Annotated in this window: 14 protein-coding genes; 5 read left to right on the plus strand and 9 right to left on the minus strand. The window is 37.6% G+C overall.

All coding sequences use genetic code 11. The features are described from left to right. Nucleotides 1-263 precede the first annotated feature (263 nt). Complete coding sequence (locus FFU37_RS19660; protein WP_138490385.1) at nucleotides 264-3,470, minus strand: TonB-dependent receptor; 3,207 nt, start codon at nucleotides 3,468-3,470, stop codon at nucleotides 264-266. 167 nt (nucleotides 3,471-3,637) lie between these two features. Beyond that, on the minus strand, nucleotides 3,638-4,498 hold the full coding sequence (locus tag FFU37_RS19665) for a S1/P1 nuclease (RefSeq protein WP_138490386.1): 861 nt from the start codon (nucleotides 4,496-4,498) through the stop codon (nucleotides 3,638-3,640). Nucleotides 4,499-4,749: 251 nt separating this feature from the next. Here FFU37_RS19665 and FFU37_RS19670 point away from each other — a divergent pair, with 251 nt between their 5' ends. Further along, on the plus strand, nucleotides 4,750-5,616 hold the full coding sequence (locus tag FFU37_RS19670; RefSeq protein ID WP_138490458.1) for a type 2 periplasmic-binding domain-containing protein: 867 nt from the start codon (nucleotides 4,750-4,752) through the stop codon (nucleotides 5,614-5,616). Next, entirely contained in the window at nucleotides 5,609-6,553 is a 945-nt protein-coding gene (locus tag FFU37_RS19675; RefSeq protein WP_138490387.1) for a hypothetical protein, read from the plus strand. The genes FFU37_RS19670 and FFU37_RS19675 overlap by 8 nt, the downstream gene beginning before the upstream one ends. A gap of 29 nt (nucleotides 6,554-6,582) precedes the next feature. On the opposite strand, the gene ushA is transcribed toward FFU37_RS19675, so the two are convergent. Further along, complete coding sequence (gene ushA, locus FFU37_RS19680) at nucleotides 6,583-8,214, minus strand: bifunctional UDP-sugar hydrolase/5'-nucleotidase UshA (protein WP_024594580.1); 1,632 nt, start codon at nucleotides 8,212-8,214, stop codon at nucleotides 6,583-6,585. An 87-nt stretch (nucleotides 8,215-8,301) separates the two neighbouring features. Then, nucleotides 8,302-8,487 carry a hypothetical protein gene (locus FFU37_RS19685; RefSeq protein ID WP_024594581.1) on the minus strand — a complete coding sequence of 62 codons (186 nt, stop codon included), beginning with the start codon at nucleotides 8,485-8,487 and terminating at the stop codon, nucleotides 8,302-8,304. Between the two features lie 250 nt (nucleotides 8,488-8,737). On the opposite strand from FFU37_RS19685, the gene FFU37_RS19690 reads away from it, so the two are divergent. Continuing rightward, nucleotides 8,738-9,478, plus strand: a complete 741-nt coding sequence (locus tag FFU37_RS19690; protein ID WP_138490388.1) for a peptidylprolyl isomerase — start codon at nucleotides 8,738-8,740, stop codon at nucleotides 9,476-9,478. Between the two features lie 67 nt (nucleotides 9,479-9,545). Here FFU37_RS19690 and FFU37_RS19695 read toward each other — a convergent pair whose 3' ends face one another. Next, nucleotides 9,546-9,962 carry an MAPEG family protein gene (locus FFU37_RS19695; protein WP_138490389.1) on the minus strand — a complete coding sequence of 139 codons (417 nt, stop codon included), beginning with the start codon at nucleotides 9,960-9,962 and terminating at the stop codon, nucleotides 9,546-9,548. A gap of 239 nt (nucleotides 9,963-10,201) precedes the next feature. On the opposite strand from FFU37_RS19695, the gene FFU37_RS19700 reads away from it, so the two are divergent. Continuing rightward, nucleotides 10,202-13,084: an insulinase family protein gene (locus FFU37_RS19700; RefSeq protein WP_138490390.1), complete on the plus strand. Its 2,883-nt coding sequence runs from the start codon at nucleotides 10,202-10,204 to the stop codon at nucleotides 13,082-13,084. A gap of 248 nt (nucleotides 13,085-13,332) precedes the next feature. Here the strand turns inward: FFU37_RS19700 and FFU37_RS19705 are convergent, their stop codons facing one another. Beyond that, nucleotides 13,333-14,715, minus strand: coding sequence for a Na+/H+ antiporter NhaC family protein (locus tag FFU37_RS19705; protein ID WP_138490391.1), 1,383 nt, complete (start codon nucleotides 14,713-14,715; stop codon nucleotides 13,333-13,335). 323 nt (nucleotides 14,716-15,038) lie between these two features. Between FFU37_RS19705 and FFU37_RS19710 the strand changes: the two genes are divergently transcribed. Further along, a complete protein-coding gene (locus FFU37_RS19710) occupies nucleotides 15,039-15,545 on the plus strand; it encodes a GNAT family N-acetyltransferase (protein ID WP_138490392.1) in 507 nt (168 codons plus the stop codon). Here the strand turns inward: FFU37_RS19710 and FFU37_RS19715 are convergent. The 3 genes from FFU37_RS19715 to FFU37_RS19725 are packed head-to-tail and all read right to left on the minus strand — an operon-like array spanning nucleotide 15,542 to nucleotide 18,968. Then, complete coding sequence (locus tag FFU37_RS19715; RefSeq protein WP_138490393.1) at nucleotides 15,542-16,150, minus strand: PqiC family protein; 609 nt, start codon at nucleotides 16,148-16,150, stop codon at nucleotides 15,542-15,544. The genes FFU37_RS19710 and FFU37_RS19715 overlap by 4 nt on opposite strands. Beyond that, nucleotides 16,150-17,805, minus strand: a complete 1,656-nt coding sequence (gene pqiB, locus FFU37_RS19720) for an intermembrane transport protein PqiB (RefSeq protein ID WP_002959056.1) — start codon at nucleotides 17,803-17,805, stop codon at nucleotides 16,150-16,152. The genes FFU37_RS19715 and pqiB overlap by 1 nt, the downstream gene beginning before the upstream one ends. Further along, nucleotides 17,802-18,968, minus strand: a complete 1,167-nt coding sequence (locus tag FFU37_RS19725; protein WP_239022739.1) for a paraquat-inducible protein A — start codon at nucleotides 18,966-18,968, stop codon at nucleotides 17,802-17,804. Before FFU37_RS19725 ends, pqiB begins: the two co-directional genes overlap by 4 nt. Nucleotides 18,969-18,997 lie beyond the last annotated feature (29 nt).

Raw genomic sequence — 18,997 nt, forward strand, 5'->3', positions numbered from 1 at the left:
GAAGTTCATTTATTCAAAATCCGTTACTAGTGTACCTTATTTATTCGTTACAAATAAAATACAACTGCAATATATTTTTAATGAATAGTACTATTTTTGTCTATTTGAGTGTTTTTTTTGAGCAATAACTCTATATCGGGGTATATATTACGTGGGCTTTATGACAAACATGTGAAATTGGGGTGTAAAAAAAAACCCATTACAATTTTGCAATGGGTTTTGTTAACAAATAACTTAATGTGTTATTACTTACCTATTAAGACTTAAAACTTGTAGCTAATACCAACTTTAGCCTGCCAAGCTGATGAGCTAGTTTGGTATTGACTGTAGTTACGAACGTCAGCACCATTAAATTTGCCATCAATTATATAACGACCTTCATCATCTAACCCACCAAAATCATAAACAGCTTGGTCAGAGAAACCTAAGCGTTTTTCAACACCCCAATCACTGTTTAGTAAGTTTGCGAAGTTATCAACCATGAAGTAAACCTCACCGCTGTGACCTTCAGCAAAACCTGGGATTTCTTGTTTGATACTTACATCCATCGTAGTAACCCAAGGTTGAGTACCTGAGTTACGGCCTAAAATTTCACCACGTTCTGAGATACCAGCACGATTTAGAAGCGTTTCTAATTCATTCCAAGATAAGCCAGACTCATCCCAATTTACATTTGGATCATCAGCGCCAGTTGGAATGTAAGCTAGGTAAGCTGAGCTTGAGTAAAAGTCGCGTGTGTCACCTAAGTCACTATCTTGATACATGCCCATAGTGTAGCTAAATGGACGGCCAGAGCGGCGCTCAAAATACACGTTAAACTTAGTTGCATAGCCACTGAAAAATTCAGTGTTATACGCTAGGTTTATTTTAAAGCTGTGCTCTACTTCGTATGAACCACGATCTGCAAAGTCTTCATTGCGGTTACGTGTAATGTTGTATTGGTAGTTACTTTGAGCACGAGAAGATGAACCCGATGAGGCCTCAGTTACGTCTTGGTGTGCATAACTTGCAGAAACATACAGGCCATTTTCAAATTCTTTTGCAATGCCGGTAGAGATAATGATTGAACGTCCATCGTCAGATGAATTAGTCATTGCAATATCAAAGTTATCAGCAAGGTCGCCAGTATAAATACTTTCGTTAATTACACGCTCACCATCAGCAGCAACACCAATTGGGTTTAAAGCAGTGTTATGCCATACAGCTTCGTTTTCTTTTTTATGGTAAGCAATTTCTGCTTGCCATTTGAAGCCTTCGCCAAGTAGTTCTGAGTCAAACTCGTATTCAAAACCAACTTGAGCTCTTATGCTCGATGGAAGCTCAAAATCAGGGTCAACATAGTTTGTGCTACCGGCACCTTGGACTAACGTGTTTTTAATAGCGTCAGGTACTTGCGTAATATCGGCTTGGTTATTGGCGTAATAATCATTAATAGCGCTTTGAGGTGCTTCAACAAATGTAATACCGTCATTTTGGAAAGAGTTATTGTACCAAACGTTTGGAATACCACCTTGGAATCGACCTATACCACCATTAATGGTTAATGCTTCAGTTGCATAATATTTAAAGCCAATACGCGGTAAAATTATATCTAAACCATCAAGATTCTCTTGATTGCTAAAGCCGTAAGTATTTAAAAAGTTTTCGTTTAAAGTTGGTTTATCGTCTGATGATAAACGCTCATAACGAACGCCTGCTGTTACTTCTAAATCATCACCAACATAAAAAGTATCTTCGATATAAAGTGCTAACTGGTTACGTGTCGCATCGTATGCAGTGTCATTTGGGTTATTTGTGTACGCATTACTGTAAGAAAAGTCGTATGTACCTCTAAAGTTACCCACTTCACGGTTTGCAAAACCTTCGAAGTCATCAAATTCCCAAGAACCTAATGAGTTAGATGCAAATAAGTTATATAAATTTAGCGATTCATACTGCATACCAAAGTTAATTTCGTGCTCATCCATTAAGTAAGTGGCATCGAAAGTAAGCGTTAAGTTTTCAGTCGATGAGCTATTTGCATGGCGGAATTCATCTGTACCAAACTCATAAGCTGGACCACGGAAGTATTCTTCAACTTTCACAAAGCCAATATCAGAGTTAGTCAAGCTTCTTGATGATACATCTTTGTAAGCGATACCAATTTCAGTTGAGAAGTTTTCATTCCAGTCTGAATATAATTTTGTCGCAAAATTATTGAATTTAGTAGCGTAAGTATAACGGCTTGACGCTAAGCTTACTGTACTACCGCCTGTGCCGACATTTGTTTCGTCTTTATCGTCTTGCCATTGGTAAGTGAAATCTAAACGATGATCATCATTAATATTCCAACTTAATTTAACAAGCAATGATTCGTTTGTATCTTTAGGGTCACCACCGAGAGAATCGGTTAAGCCGTATTCATTATTTAAAATATTAATAAATTGGTTGTAGCTTTCTTCTGTTACATCATATTCATTCGTTGCACCAGAGCCTTCAAAACCGTAATCTAAATCAAGTTCACTTGTCCATTTGTTGTAGTTAACAAAGTAAAACAAAGTATCGTCGATTAATGGGCCGCCAACATTAAAGCCATAACGTTTCTCAGTTTGAATTGGTTCTACCTGATCAATAACGTATGTACGGTGTCCATCTTCATCTAAAACCGGGCTACCATCAGCATATACTTGAGAAATACTATCTACATCACCTGCAATATCTGGCGTAGATATTTCATAAAAGCCAGAAAATTTAAACTCATTAGTACCTGATTTTGTTACTGCATTAATGGTACCGCCACCAAAGTTACCTTTAGAGGCTGAGAACGGAGATACATCAACAGAAATTTGCTCAATTGCATCAAGTGCTACAGGTGGTTGCGAAGTAGGGTAGCCACCGTAACTTAAACCAAAGTCATCATTTTGGCCAATACCGTCAACAGTTAAGCCGTTGGTACGCGGGTTACTACCTGCAAACGTTAGCTCACCACTACCATTAATGCTGGCGAGTGGATTTAAACGCGCAATATCTTTAATGTCGCGGTTAAAGCTTGGCATATTTTCAATAGTGTCAGAGCCAAATGTACTGCTAGAGCCACCTGATTGTTGAACGATTTTATAACCAGACACTTCAATCTTTTCGATATTTAGCGGAGCAAGCTGCGAGCTTAAACGGTAAGTTTCACCCAGATTTAGATAGATATTTTCAACAGTTGTATCGTTAAATGTATCAGAATCGATGATAACCATGTAAGGACCACCTACACGTAAGCCATTAGCGATAAACGTACCACTTTCGTTTGTAGTTAGCTCGCTAATAGTTCCCGTTGGTTGGTGAACTACTTTAATTTTAACGTTTGCAGCACTGCCACCTGAAGGCGTCGTAATTTTACCACGCATTGCAGATGAAGTATCAGCAGCCATTGCGCTTGTAGAAACACCTAGAGCTAAAATTACCGCTCCAGTTAATTTCGAAAGGCGAAGCTTAGTCATAATGTTGATTTCCCGTGTTATTAATGTCAAATTTATAGTTTTAAATATACTTATAAGAACCAAGCTAATGGGCCTTATTAAGTTTTGCAGTATTTAAATTATGTATTGCTTTTTAATCATATTTCTTTGATTTTACTTTTCTAGTATTACATTAATATGAAATACATCTAGTTAGTTTGCTTCTTTTCAAAAGCTAAAGCTGTTTCTAACTCTTTTGCAGAAGGGTCAAATAAGGCGTTTAATAGTCCAGCTAGTCGAATACCCGCTTGTTGTAGGCGTGTTTTTACAATTGGAGTGTTGTTATAAATGTAGCTGTACCCAACTTCGTCGTTGGTGTACTTATAAATTTTTGTTGCTAAATTGTGTGATTCTTCAACCCAAGTTTTAGGTGAGCTTTGTAAATACTCAGCAATTAATTCGCTGTTATTTGTATCAATAAATTGAGCGTATTCAGTAAACGACAAGTTCTCGTTCTCAACTAACTTTGTATCCCAAAGGCTGTGAAGATTTGTTTCTTCGTTAAAAAAAGAAACCTTAATACGGTTACCACCTCTGTCTTCACCTCGACCGGCATGAAAAGGTTGATGACTGTCACCTACTAAATGCACTAAAAAACGCAAACTGAACTGTTTAGCATCTAAGGTGCTATTTTTATCAGTGAGCGTTTGCATTGAATAGTGAATGCCCTCGAGGATATTACTTACAGATTCTTTGTTTTTAGTATGATCGTGATTGAAGCTGAAAGATTTTCCTGGGGCTGCGTTAATGTAATGCCAACGAGATGATTTCTTTTGCCAAAAGTCGCCAGGAGCAGAGCGCATTTCATCAGGCCACGTTGATATTTGCGCAAGTGACTCACCATCTAAATAAGGTTTAATTGCTGCTTTAGTTGTTTCGCTTATATGAGATTGTGCAATCTGCCCTACAATACGGTGGCCATTTTGACCCCAAGCGTGTGAGTTAGTGCTTGTGAATATCGCACTAATCAAAAGCGCAGAAGATATCGAGTACTTTATATTGTTATGCATTAAAACTTCCTAAATGAATATTTCATGGGGTTGCTATAAGCTAATGCGGTCAATTGTCCTCATTTTTAATGTTGATAGAAAGGACTTATTAAAATTCATATTTTCTTATTCGATTGCTTTTAAAATCAATGTCTTAAATTTAATGGGTAAAATTACTTGTTGTAATAGGTAAGCGAAATTGTTCAAATACACTATATCGTCTATTTTTGGGTGGCATTGCTTTGAATTATAAAAATATTGTGTTGCACAAAATGTTAATTGTTACATTTTTGTTTCTATTGTTGGTCGTTACGTGGGTTTGCGGTCAAGTTAGTGTATACAATGATGATTTACATTTTCCGGTTATGATCGAAACTTCAACAGAGTGTCAAACAACTGCTACAAGTAATAAAGGCCAATTAATTGTTTTTACACAATCAAAAAAAATAGCCAAGTTATTAACACAAAAGTTATGCTCTGATAACGTAGTAGCTAAGCAATATGGCTCGGTAAAAGGGTATTGGGGATATAGAACGGCAGATAGCTTTGAGTTTGTTGGTAAAGGAATTGCTGACCTAATTTTGGCTAAAAGCAATATTATGGCTGCATTTAAAGCGGAGTCGACCTATAACTACCAACCCGTAGTTGGTTTTTCTAACTACACGGCTTTTTTTATATCTTCTAAAGAAAAACCTCGAATTACTAAACAATATTTTTTAGATAAACGCATAGGTTTGCTTGATTATCCTACCAGCCGATCAGGGCATATTTTACCAAAGCAAATGTTTAAAGAACTGGATATAAATTTAGCTAATTTGAAAATCACTTATGCTAGTTCTCATAACGAATTACGCGATTTACTCGCCGACGGAAAAGTAGATATTATTGCTTCGTTTTGGAAAGAGAGTGACGAAAAACGTTTTTCAAAAAACTATATTACGCCTTTGAGTAATAATATTACTGGAACAAGATGGTATTTAAAAATGCAGCAAAACAATACTGATTTATTATGTGCAGTACAGGCAAATTTGCTTGATATGTCTAAAGATCAAAGTTTGCATTATTATCAAAATGCACAATCGTTTTGGAGTTGCGGTACTAGCTCAGTAAACTTAAAAGAGGAAGTTAGTGATGAGTAAATATAAACAACTACTTGTTTTACTATGCTTATTTTTAACTTTATCTTCTGTGTTTTACATTTCTGTAATTCAAAAAAGCCAGCAAGTAACTAAACAAAAAATAACGCAGATAGAAAGGCAAATTGCACTCGACTTACCATTACTTGATTTATCAAATGAACTGCTAAAGCATTCGGGGAATAAAGATGCAGTTAATCGCTACATTAAAACCTTAAATAGCTACATTAATATGAGTGGGCTTAAAGTTGTTGCTATTGCACCAAAAGGCGAAATGCTAGCACCTGTAAACTTACACCAAATAACACGTAGTTTGAGCACTAATAACGGACCTGTATTAGTTGTATTTAACGTTCAGCAAACCCACTTTACATTAAGCCATTTTATTTACTATTTTATATTTTTAGTATTAAGTGTGTTGATTAGTTTTTGGGTAAAGTTTGCGTTTATTAAACAAAGTAATAAGCAGTTTAATAATGCACAGCATCAGTCAATTACAGAGCCTACGCCGCTGATGCTTATAGTTGATCTTAACGATAAAACACTATCAAGTAGTTGTAATGCAGAGCAAAAAGTGGGTTTAGCCAATAAGCCATTATGCTTTTATTTAGCACTTGTAGAGTATTGTACAAATAACGATGATGTAGCGCTTAGTCATAATAAAGATGTACCAGAGGAGCTTCTAGAGCTCGCTAACAAGTATTTTTATAGGTTGGTCGAACTTGGTCATACGGTTAGAAAAAGACCTAATTTTAATAATAGCCTAGAAAAAACCTTGAGTGAGATACGTGCGGCGTTAGATGAAGTACTTAGTGAGTGTCCTGAAGAAAAAGAGTTATATTACCCACCTAAAGCCTATGGAGAAGGCTCTCGTTCTCGTTTGCATAGTTATGGGCTGGCAAATATTAAAAAAGGTAATATTGAAATAAGAGGAAAGTAACTAGATTACTTTCCTCTTATTCTTAGAGGTTATTTAGGGGTAAATTCAGCCGCTTTAAGAGGGCTATTTTTTGAAATAAAGTCTTGAAGTGCTTTAGCATCTGTTTCGTCTGTACTTACAAAGCCTTTTTTATTTGTAAGTGCAGGATAACCATCACCGCCTGATGCGTTATAGCTATTTAGACTCATTCTGTATGTTTTATTTTTATTAAGCGGTTCGCCATTGATCAAAACATTAACCAACTGATTATTTTTACGCTCAAACGATATTTTATGGTATTGCAAATAAGCACCAGCATCCGGCGGGAAGCTCGTTACTGTATTTAAGTAATCCCATAAATCACTGCCTTGCCAATCCATGTAAGTAATGCGGTTTTTAAAAGGATGTACTTTTAAAATATCTTTATAGCTTACTTTACCAGCCTCTATTGAGCTGCGAATACCACCGCCACTTATTAATCCAAAGTCTGCATTTACTACATCCATTTGAGCTTGAATAATTACACGTGCAAGGTTTGTTTGTTGGTAACGAACTTTGTTTCTGTCACCTTCTAAGCGAGCATCTACTTCACCAATGGTACCTTCAATTTGTTTAGCGCCTTTAGCTTGGTATACCGCTAAATAAGATTCAAGTTTAGGGTCTGGTTTAATGTACTCGTTTGCTAATACTGCTTTAGTAGAGCCATCAGCTTGAACTTTATCTACATACAAATTAACAGGCATGAGTTTATAGTCTAGTAACGTTAATTTTCCGTTTTCAAGCTTAAACTCAGCTTTACCAACATACTTACCCCATTCATGGGCTTGCATAATGTAAGTACCGTTTTGCTGGTCTGGCTTACAGGCAAGGCCAGGTTTAAAGTTATCGTCATTTACATTTGTATCACTCATACACACAGGTTCTTGTGAGTGACCGCCAATGATCATATCAAGTGTGTTTGCAGGAAGTGAGCGAGCAAGTGTTACATCACCTGGTGCATTAATGCCAAAGCTAGCATCAACATAATGACCCATATGAGTCAGCGCAATGGTAATGTCAGGGTTGTACTTAGCTTTTATTTCTTTAGCTAGTTTTGCGGTAACGTCAACAGGGTCTTTAAACTCTAAGTGCCCAATATACTGAGGATTACCAATTTTAGCTGTGTCTGTTGTTGTTAATCCAATAACAGCAATAGTTAAGCCATTTTTTTTGAATATTTTATAGCTATCAAACGCATGTTCGCCTGATTCTTTTTCAAATATATTGGCTGATAGAAAAGGAAAGTTCACCCATTTTTGCTGTTGCTTCAAAACATCAATAGGGTTATCGAATTCGTGATTACCTAATGCCATTGCATCATAACCAATCAGCGACATACCTTTAAAGTCAGGTTCTGCTTTTTGTAAATCTGACTCAGGAATACCGGTATTAATGTCACCACCAGAGAGAAGTAAAACGGCATGACCTTGCTTTTGGGCGTCATTACGTAAAGAGTCAATTAACGTTTTGCGAGCGGCCATACCGTATTCGCCTTTTTCGTTTTGCCAAAAACGGCCGTGATTATCATTAGTATGAAGAACAGTTAAATATTCAGTAGGAGTACTGTTAGAGGTTGATTCAGGAGCAGGAGATGTACATCCAAGTACACTAAAAATAATCGAAAATAAAATAATTATACGCATAAAATACCTATGGATTAAGGTCTACTTAATTTATCAAGCGGGTAGTTTAAACTAGTTTTATGCTAAAAAAACGTACTTATTGACATTTTATTTAGAAGGTACAGTTAATCGATTTGTGGCGGCACTTTCGCGACGCTTTAACTCTGCATCCGCATATTCCCGCTTAGTATGGTTTATACCTACCATCCACGTTAAAAAGCTCGCCGGTAGTTTTGTGTATGGTTCACCTTTGTGTAAACCAAAGTCGCAAATTGTTTGTTTAGTGTGTGGCATTGTTAATTCCTGTTGTTTGTGTTTTTTTAAGGTAACAAATAAGTGACCACACTTTTAAGATGATTTAATTTTAAATAGTTAGATTTATATAGCAAAAAAGAATATAAATAATGGCATATGTAATTAATTTGTTATCAACACGGTCTTAATTGTATCAACTCACACTTTAGAATCGATTTTAGTCGCCGATGGCATTAATGTGTTAACGCATTAACTAATTATTTAAAAAATATAACAACAGGAATAAAACATGAAAAAACTTTTACTTGGCTCAGCACTTGCTGCAGCAAGTTTTACAAGCACCGCTACTATAGTTGAAATGAACACGAGCCAAGGTGTCATAGAGATTAACCTATTTGATCAACAAACCCCCAAAACAGTCGCAAATTTTTTAAGTTACGTTCAAGACGATTCATACAACGAAACAGTAATTCACCGCTCTGTTAGTAACTTTGTTATTCAAGGTGGTGGATTTACATTTTCTGATTCGCTAGATGCGATTACTACAAAGCCTGCTGTAGAAAATGAGCCCGTTTTTTCTAATGTTAAGGGCACCATTGCGATGGCTAAATTATCGGGTGATGCTAATAGCGCAACAAGTCAGTGGTTTTTTAATATTACAGACAATAGTGCAGCACTTGATACGCAAAACGGTGGTTTTACTGTGTTTGGACAAATTACTGCAGCAAGCCAATCAACGTTAGATAAAATTGCAGCGTTAGTACACTGTGGTGAAACACCCGTGGTTGATATTACTGCTGAGCAATGTGCAAGTACTGATGTAACAATTAGTAGTGCTAACTTAGTGACTATTCAAAATGTGGCGGTAATGGATGATGATCCTAATTCAGCAGCAGGCCTTACTGTCACTGAAAATACGTTAATTGATTCTGACACATCAACAGGTTCTAGCAGCAGTTCTGGCGGCGGGTTAATTTGGCTTTTAGGTGCTTTTTTACTTGCGGTACCTCGTTTAAAACGTGCTAAATAATTAAAATTAACGGTAATGTGGATGGCCTAAACCAGCCGTCCACATTACTATTATTAAACTTTGCTGTTTAAAATAGTACTCGCCAAACCATTGCTAGCCAAATTGAAAACACACAAATACAACCCAGTAAAAATATTTTAAAACGTGCGCGTACGTTATTTTCACCTAAATGAATAACACTGTGCACAATACGTGTTGCTACAAATAAACAGGCCAGTATTGCCACAAGTGTACTGGCGCTATTTAGTTGCAGTGCAAGTAAACATCCCGCGTAAAAAAGCACAGGTATTTCAAACTGATTCGAAAAGTTTCTATCTGCAACCCTAATAGTGTCGCCAGCCTTATCTAACTGCATTGTTTTAAAATCGCTTAAATCTAGTTGTTTGTTTTTAGCTGCGGCAAAGCGCCTTTTACCCATAATGAGCATGACAACCAGTGAAAGCGTAACTTGTGCAAACATGGCAAGTATGATGATTTTTTCCATTGTTTTTCCTTATTATTATTTAGAATTTGCGTATTTTTTGATATTGAATGATTTTTAGTCTCGCAAGGTTGGCAGACTCCCAACTAATATCCAATTATGAAGACATTTTTCACAATGTGTTACACAAAATAGCGTTATTTTGTAGAAAGTTATTAATTGAAAATGTTAGTTTAGCTTAACTATATTGCTTTGAATTGGCGCACGCTATTTTGCGCAATACTTTTTAATGGAAAACAAAAATGAAAAAGATTATTGGTTTTAGTGCAATCGCACTTGCAGTTTTAAGTGGTTGTTCAAATACGGCTTCGGTTTCAGTGGCGCCTCCGGCCTCTTTACTATCAGATACGTTAGTCGTTAGTCCTAACGATAACCGCGAATATAAAACACTTAAGCTGGCAAACGACATTGAAGTAATTTTAGTGTCAGATCCAGGTGCTGAAAAATCTGCAGCGGCACTAAGCGTTGGTGTTGGTTTACTGCACGACCCAATGTCGCAACAAGGTATGGCGCATTATTTAGAGCACATGCTGTTTTTAGGCACAGATCGCTACCCAGACACAAAAGGGTATTCTGATTTTATGACCAAAAATGGTGGCGCGCACAATGCTTACACGTGGCTCGATATTACTAATTACATGTTTAAAATTAATAACGACGCGTTTGATGAAGGGCTAGACCGTTTTGCTGACTTTTTCAAAGCGCCTAAGTTATACCCAGAATACACAGATAAAGAAAAAAATGCAGTGAATGCAGAGTGGTCAATGCGCCGCGAAATGGACTTTTTTGGACAATTTAAACTCGCGCGTAAAATGATGGGCGATCACCCAGCTAATCGCTTTTTAATTGGTAACCTAGAAACCCTTGGCGATAAAGAAAACAGTTCACTTCATAAAGAAACGGTTGATTTTTATAATAAATACTACTCTTCAAATATTATGAAGGTTGCGCTTATTTCTAATTTGCCTATTGCTGAAATGGAGCAAAAAGCGCAAAAATACTTTGCTGACATAAAAAATAAAAATATCGAAAAACCAACAGTGACTGCAAAACTTGATTTTGATAACGCTGGCGGAAAACGCGTTTTTTATGCACCAAATGAAGATGTAAAACAGCTGCAACTTGATTTCACCATTGCTAATAATAATAGCGAATTTGCACTTAAACCAAACCGATTTGTAGCGTATTTACTAAGTAATGAAATGCAGGGCAGCCCAGCGCAACTTCTTCGTGATAAAGGATGGGTGTCTCAGCTTTCAGCTTCAGCTGCACCAAATCAATATGGCAACTATGGTTCGTTAAATGTAAATGTAGAGCTTACCGATGAAGGCATGAAAAATCGTGACGAAATAGTTGCGACTATTATGCAGTACATCGATTTAATTAAAAAAGAAGGCGTTGATAGCAAGTACTTCAACGAAATTCGTACTTCCCTTAATAACCAGTTTAAGTTTTTAGAAAAAGGTGATGAGTTTAATTATGTAAGCTCGCTTACGCAAAGCATGCAAGACTATCCGTTAAATCACGCTATTAATGCACCTTATTATTATGCAAAGTTTGACGCTGACGCTGTAAACAATGTACTTGAGCAGTTAAATGCCGACACCCTTCGTATTTGGTATGTATCGCAGCAAGAAGAGACAGACTCACAACTACACTTTTACGACGGTAAATACCGCATCAGTGACATTAGCGATGATGAAATCGCCAGCTGGAAAAAACCAAGCGAATTTAAGTTAGCACTACCGACTGTAAACAATTTATTGCCTGAAAATTTTGCAATAAAAACTCAAGCATTTAAAGAGCAAAAACACCCAGAACTTGCTTACGATAAAAATGGTGTAAAAGTATGGCGCCAAGCAAGTCAAAAATTTGCAGAGCAGCCAAAAGGGCTTGTTGAAGTTTATATAAATACTCAACCCGGTTTGAACGATATTAAGGCAGAAGTACTTTATTCTGTTTGGGCTGATTTATACAATATTCAACAAAGTCAGTTAAGTACCGAAGCAGCAATCGCCGGTATGAGCGTAAGCTTAGCACCGAGTAATGGCCTTGTTTTATCTATGAGTGGTTTTACAGATAAGCAAGATGTATTGCTTAAACAAGCTTTAACCGGATTAAAAGCCGATGAAACAGCACAAGCATTTAGCCAAGCTGTAGATCGTTTTAAACGTAATTTACTAAACCAACAAAAGCAGTTTCCGTATGCACAAGCATTTGGCGAGTATTCAAAACTAACGCGTACTGGTGGGTTTGATACAGATGCCCTTATTAAAGCCGCTGACTCACTGAGTGTTGCCGACTTAGCACAATTAAAAACAGCTACGTTTGCACAAAACGATTTACGTGTATTTAGTTACGGTAACTACGATCAGCAAGATATTGACGCGATAGCACAAGAGTTAAGTGCAACATTACCAAGTAATCATAAGCGCAGTGAATTTGCGCGAAGCAAAGCGTGGTTGCCACAACCTGGCGAAACGTTGGTATTGCAAAAAGATATTGATGTAGCCGATGTAGCGGTGGTTGATATGACCGTTCATCCTGTTGCGGGTTACAAACAAAAAGCAGAAGCAGCTGTATTACAAAGCCATTTTAGAACAGTTGCGTTTGATAAAATGCGTACTGAGGAGCAACTTGCATACGCAGTAGGTGCGTTAGCTCGCCCAATTGAAGATTACTCAGCAATTGGTTTGTATATCCAAACACCGGTTAAAGGACCAAAAGAAATACAAGCTCGTTTTGATAAGTTTAAAAAAGAATACGCAGTTGAACTCGATAACATGAGCGATGAGACTTTTGAGCAGCTTAAAAACTCTACCCTTGTATCACTTAAAGAGCAGCCTAAAAACTTAAGTGACGAAATGAGCCCACTTATAAACGATTGGTACCGTGAAAACTTTACCTTTGATTCTAAGCAAAAGCTGATTGATGAAGTTGAAAAAGTAACGCTTGCAGATATAAAAGACTACTATAAGCAAACAATGCTTAACCCTAATGCTGCACGTTTAAATGTGCAATTACGCGGGACTAAGTTTATAGAAAGTGACTTTGCCGATTTACCTAATCAAACTAAAATTACAACGCTTGATGCCTATTACAATGGTATTAAACTACAAAAATAAGCTTTATTTATGTAGCTAAAAATAAACCCCAATGTATTGCTACATTGGGGTTTATTATTTATCTCACTATATTTACTAATAATACCAATTCGCTTAATTAAGTGATCTATTTTGAGGATGGAAAAACGTGTTGATAGCTAGACAAAAAATTCGCTATTTAGTTGTTCTAAATGAAAATTTTTTAACGCAGGTAGCGACTCGTTTAGCCCCGCAAAATGATTAAGTATTATTGCGGATTGGTATAATATTTAAGCCATTATCAAAAAGCCTATAACAGCTAATGTCGCAGCAATTAGCGTGTAAGGCAATTGTGTAACGGCATGGCTCATTAAATTACAACCAGAACCTTGCGCTGCGAGTACGGTTGAATCTGAGTAAAAACACGCTTGGCTACCAAAAGAAGAAGCCGATAATAGCGCACCAATGACCAATGGTATGTTTGCATCAACCGCATTTGCCAGTGGCATAACAATCGGAATTGATACCGCAAAAATACCCCAACTCGACCCTGTTGCAAACGCTAAAATAGCCATTGAAATAAATACCACGGCTGGTAAATATGCAGCGGTCATATAAGGGCTTAAGCTGCCAATAACAAACTGAGGCAAACCAATTAAGTCGCATACATCTTTAAATATAAACGCCGCTATAACAGTACCAATCGCGGGGATCATACTTTTAAAGCCATCAAGCATGCGTTCAATCATTTCACTTACGCTCATTAATTTTTGTAGAGCATAAAACGGGAGAGTGACCGCCATTGTTGCTAATAAGCCTTTGTATACGTCTATTTCAAAGTAAACAGTAAATGCAACCAGTAAAATAATCGGCACCAAAAAGTTACGTAATTTACCTTTAGGATCAGCATCTTCAAAGTTCTCTTCTACGGCTTTTACTGCATATTCATCCGCTGTTTGAACATCATTGTATTGGGCAGGGTCGACTTGAGCTTGCTCAATTTGTGCCATTTGCTCTGCTTTTTTCATTGGACCAATCGCAGGAATAATACCCAGCACAACAAGTAAAACAACAAGCACTGCAAACCACGCATAAAACATATACGGTATGGCTTGGATATAAACTGCAATCCCTTTGCCTTCTTCAGCAATACCGTTATCTACGAGTAAGCCACCAAAAAAAACCGCCCAGGTAGATAAAGGGACAAGTACACAAATTGGTGCAGCAGTAGAGTCTACAACATAGGCAAGCATCTCACGGCTCACTTTAAATTTATCGGTAATGCGTTTCATGGTTTCACCCACGGTAAGCGCATTTAAGTAGTCATCAATAAAAATAACTACACCCAAACAAAATGTCATAAACAAAGATGAACGCTTACCTTTAGTGTATTTAAGGGCTAACTTGCCAAAAGCCGATGCGCCACCTGTGCGCACTAATAGCGCGATTAAAGCGCCGAAGCCACCACATACAAGTATTAGCCAGCCGATGGTTTCGTCTGTCATCACTTTTAGCGATGTACTCGCAAAGTTAGTAAGTACTTGTGCAGGATCGGCGATAACTAAACCAACTAAAGCACCAATAAGTAAAGATAAAATAGGGCGGCGTAATACAACAGCCAATACAACCACCACCAACGGTGGCAGTAAACTTAACGCAGAAGGTTCAAGCATTTAAGTATTCACAAAATTAAAAGCATGTATAAAAATTAAAATAGTATTAATTTTTAAACTGCTTATACAAAAACAAAGAAGATGATAAGTTTGTTGTAAAATCATCTTCCAAGTCACTGCTTTTGTACGCGAGGGAGGGACACATAAACAGTTATGTTAAATAGCGGCTTAAGTGAAACGCGTTGGCTTTGGCGCCAGACGGTGCAAGGAGTGCAAACCGCTATTGTTGTGCCTGTAAAAACATCGGCGCAAAAATAATCTGCTTTTTAATTTCAGTCAACAAAAAGTTACATGCAAAACAAAGTTTTTTAGAGGAGCTTACATTGAACGCTGTATTTAAAACAAATCGATTGTTGTTGCGCCATGCAAATGAGCTTGATGCAGCTATTTTACTTAAGCTAGTTAATCAAGCGAGCTTCATAGAGCATATTGGTGATAAAGCAATTTATACCCTTGATGATGCCAAGTCGTACATCAATCAGTCATTTATTGCTTCTCATGTACGCCAAGGCTTTGGGCCTTACATTATTACTTTGCATAATGCTGTAGTGGTTGGCGTTGTTGGGTTTTATAAACGCGCCGCGTTACTGCAACCTGATTTAGGTTTTGCACTTGTAAGCGGTTTTGAAAAAAAGGGTTATGTTTTTGAAGCGGCCAGCGCACTTTTGCAACATAAGCATGAATTTGGAATTACAAAACTGTGTGCAATAACATCACCAGATAATAGGGCATCGCAGAATGTGTTGTTAAAATTGGGTTTTAAAATAGAGGGCAAGGCGGTTATCAATGATGATAAAACCGCCGTGATTATATTGTCACTTAACGATTAAAGTCTTGCTTGTTCTATTTGTTTTGCAACATTTAGGTTTATATTTAGCCATGTTGCTTCAAGTGTTGAAACTAAACCGTCATAGCCATCATCATCAATAGGGACCAATTGCGAAAAATTATTAATACTTATAAGGCGTCGGCCTGTTTCAGGGTGTGTGTAATATAAACGCCAAAGCCCAGAAATATCAGCGTTACCTTGCATATCGCCATTAAAGTGGTGAATTTCGTATTCAAGCTCATAAAACGTTTGTTGATCAAGTTCAGTAATGACCGGTAAGCCTTTTATTACCATCCAGTTGGGCATAGCATTAAAAAGTGTTTGCTGGGCTGTTGCAGTAAGCATTACATCCGGCGATTCGCCCCACAGGTTATAATTTGCAGCATGAATTTGGTTGCTATCTATTTTCATAGCAATGCCCAAATTATTTAAAGCGCCTCTAAGTACAACAGTTTGTATTCTTAGTTGCGCATCTGTATCTGCAACGTTTCGAGACGATGCACCTATAGGCTGCTCAAACTGGTAATACTGTGTCGCAGTTTGTATTGCTGAACTACAACCTGCCAATAGTAATAATAAACTTGCGGTTAAAAATAACGATTTCATTATTGCTTCCTTGGTTTTGGATCTGCTGGTAATGATTTATCAAAAATTAGCATATTAGGTTGCTCGTTTAATCCGCGAGTTAGAGGCTGTAGGCCCTCACTTAAACGTTTAAACTCTTTTAATGTTTGCTGTATTTGATGATGAAGTTCAGAACCGGCTTGGTAACTGGCCATGGTTTTATCAAATTGGCGCATAGTGACTTCAAACTGCTCCATGCTTTTTGTCATCTTTTCGAAATTACGGTTAAAGTCGCCAGGTAAGTTTTGTGTATCTTTTTGGCTTAGCAGCTCTCGCATTTCATTAGCAAGCGCTCGGTAATCGGTAAATGTAGCTTGCATTTGTGCCAAGCTATCTTCAACTTTTAAGTTATTTACCTTATTAAGTACGTCAGAAACTTGATCTGCTAACACAGTTATACCGCTAGAAATACTCGGAAAAACATCATACTGCACAAGTTTACCTAGGTGTGCTTCTGGCGCGTCGGGGTATATATCAAAATCTACATACACAGCACCCGTTAATAAATTACCAGGCTTTAACGAGGCGCGCATACCACTTTCAATCCAGCCCTTTAAACTGCCTTGCCAATACTCTTTTGCTGAAGCACTGTCATGATACAAGCGTCCGTATTCTACTTTTATAAGCACTGGAACCGCCGTATTATGGTTTCTAAAGTGGGCAGGTTTACCGTCAATAATTACATTGGCAGGTGTTTCAACAACAGTACCTACACGCATACCTCTGTATTCGACAGGTGCACCTGTGCGTAGTCCTCGAACTGATTGTTCAAATTCAATTAGGTAGTAATCAAAATCATAAAAGCGCTCTTCTAACGCCTCTTTATAGCTTTGGCTTAATGAAAAGCTATGCCCATCTTGTGCTATTTCACCCGGGGCCTGTTGTTCAGGTAAACCAACCGAAATACCGCCTTTTAATAGTTTACTCAAAGAGCCCGTATTAATATTGATGCCATCGGCAGATAGGTCAATTTCAATTCCTGCGTTCACCCAAAAAATAGAGTTCATGGTGATCAGATTTTGATAAGGGGCTTTAATAAATACGCCGTACTTCATTGCTTGGTTTTCCCAATCAAAAGTGGCGGTTTCTATTTGCCCTATTTTATAATTTTTGAAGAATATACCGGTGCTTACATCAAGTACTTCAGCGTTGTAACTCATTAATTTAAAACGACCACCTTTCACATCTTTACCAATGAGGGCGGGTTCGTCTTGTAACTTAAAACGCTCTTTTAGTTCTTTACTTTCACCTGGTGAAAACTCTAAATATACACCAGACAATAACGTACTCATCCCGCTAATACCTGTTTCATCAATGCGTGGTTTCACGACCCAAATTTTGGCATCGTCAGTCAGTAGCTCGTTGTAATTTTTATCTATTTGCGCACGAGCAATTACGCTGTCTTGTGTGTCGGATAGCCTAACATGATCAATTTGGCCTATTTTTACGCTGCGCACTTTTATTTCAGTCTTACCTGCAATAATACCTTCTGCTTGTGGCATTTCGATAAAAATAGTAGGGCCTTTATTAGCTTGGTATTGGTATAACATCCACATGCCCACTAACAGCGCAATTGCCGGAATGATCCAGATAGCGGAAATTTTCGGTTCTTTTGTTATTTCGGCGGTTTCGGTCATGCTTTGTTCTCTGATTTTTTGTTTTTAGGGGAATCCCACAATAAGCGTGGGTCAAAGGCATGGGCAGCCATCATTTGGCATATTACCATAACTGTAAAAAATACAATGCCTAATCCTGGCGTTACTGACATTAAATTACCCAGTTGAACTAAGGCCACTAAAATAGCAACCACGAATACATCTATCATCGACCATTTACCAATAAACTCAGTCAGTTGATAAATTCGGGTGTAACTTTTTGTATGTTTATTGGCAGGCCTTGTAACCATAAAGCATAAAAAGCTCAATACAAATGCCTTAGCAAGCGGTACAACCACACTGGCTAAAAATATAATAGCGGCAATAGGGTAGGAGCCACTGTTCCAAAGAGTAATAACACCACCAATTAAAGTTGAAGGGGATTCATCCCCAAGGCTAGTGGTGTGCATAATAGGTAAAACATTAGCTGGAATATAACAAACAACAGAAGTAATTAGCCAAGCTGCTGCTTTTTGCACGCTATAAGGGTTTCTGACGTGTGTTTTAGTATGGCAACGCTGGCAAATATTACCGGTACATAGTTGATGGCACACATGGCAGGCTTTAATATTTTCATCTATTGCACGTTTAGCATGCTCTGCGCCTTCGAGTACTTTTACAGGCTTTATTTGAGCCCATAAGCGTGGGCGATTTAAGTGAACAAGCGCAGCTATGTATAAAATAACAAACCCCACATAAGCCCAAAAACTCGTGCCGAAGCTAATATCAGCCAGCGACATGATTTTAACCATACTAACAAGTACGCCAATTAAAAATATTTCCGACATAATCCAAGGCTCTAACGCCAAAGTGAACTTTAGTAGTCGCCTTGCAATGCTCTCTGGTAATGCTTTTAAAAGCCCAAGATGCAAAGGAATTAAAATAACAAGCAAACCCATGGGCAGGGCAATAATGCTCAAATCAATAAATAAGCCAAGTAGCTCACTATCATAATTAAACAAAATTCGAGCCGCGTCGGGCAGTGTAATAGTTTGAGTTATACCGCTACTACTAAATGAAATAAAAGGGTAAAACATACTGCTGAGCAGCATTAATAGTGCGCTAAAGCTTAGTGCAACTATGCGACTGTCGTGATTAACATCGGCTTCGCAAAGTTTATGGTGACAATGTGGGCATATCGCCATTTGTTTTGCGATTATGCGAGGTATATCTA

The organism is Pseudoalteromonas distincta (assembly GCF_005877035.1).
In the GTDB taxonomy this organism is placed as follows: Bacteria; Pseudomonadota; Gammaproteobacteria; order Enterobacterales; family Alteromonadaceae; genus Pseudoalteromonas; species Pseudoalteromonas distincta.

Coding starts and splice junctions, on each gene's coding strand:
- FFU37_RS19660 (WP_138490385.1), bottom strand. CDS start 3,470: ATGACTAAGCTTCGCCTTTCGAAATTAACTGGAGCGGTAATTTTAGCT.
- FFU37_RS19665 (WP_138490386.1), bottom strand. CDS start 4,498: ATGCATAACAATATAAAGTACTCGATATCTTCTGCGCTTTTGATTAGT.
- FFU37_RS19670 (WP_138490458.1), top strand. CDS start 4,750: ATGTTAATTGTTACATTTTTGTTTCTATTGTTGGTCGTTACGTGGGTT.
- FFU37_RS19675 (WP_138490387.1), top strand. CDS start 5,609: ATGAGTAAATATAAACAACTACTTGTTTTACTATGCTTATTTTTAACT.
- ushA (WP_024594580.1), bottom strand. CDS start 8,214: ATGCGTATAATTATTTTATTTTCGATTATTTTTAGTGTACTTGGATGT.
- FFU37_RS19685 (WP_024594581.1), bottom strand. CDS start 8,487: ATGCCACACACTAAACAAACAATTTGCGACTTTGGTTTACACAAAGGT.
- FFU37_RS19690 (WP_138490388.1), top strand. CDS start 8,738: ATGAAAAAACTTTTACTTGGCTCAGCACTTGCTGCAGCAAGTTTTACA.
- FFU37_RS19695 (WP_138490389.1), bottom strand. CDS start 9,962: ATGGAAAAAATCATCATACTTGCCATGTTTGCACAAGTTACGCTTTCA.
- FFU37_RS19700 (WP_138490390.1), top strand. CDS start 10,202: ATGAAAAAGATTATTGGTTTTAGTGCAATCGCACTTGCAGTTTTAAGT.
- FFU37_RS19705 (WP_138490391.1), bottom strand. CDS start 14,715: ATGCTTGAACCTTCTGCGTTAAGTTTACTGCCACCGTTGGTGGTGGTT.
- FFU37_RS19715 (WP_138490393.1), bottom strand. CDS start 16,150: ATGAAATCGTTATTTTTAACCGCAAGTTTATTATTACTATTGGCAGGT.
- pqiB (WP_002959056.1), bottom strand. CDS start 17,805: ATGACCGAAACCGCCGAAATAACAAAAGAACCGAAAATTTCCGCTATC.
- FFU37_RS19725 (WP_239022739.1), bottom strand. CDS start 18,968: ATGGCGATATGCCCACATTGTCACCATAAACTTTGCGAAGCCGATGTT.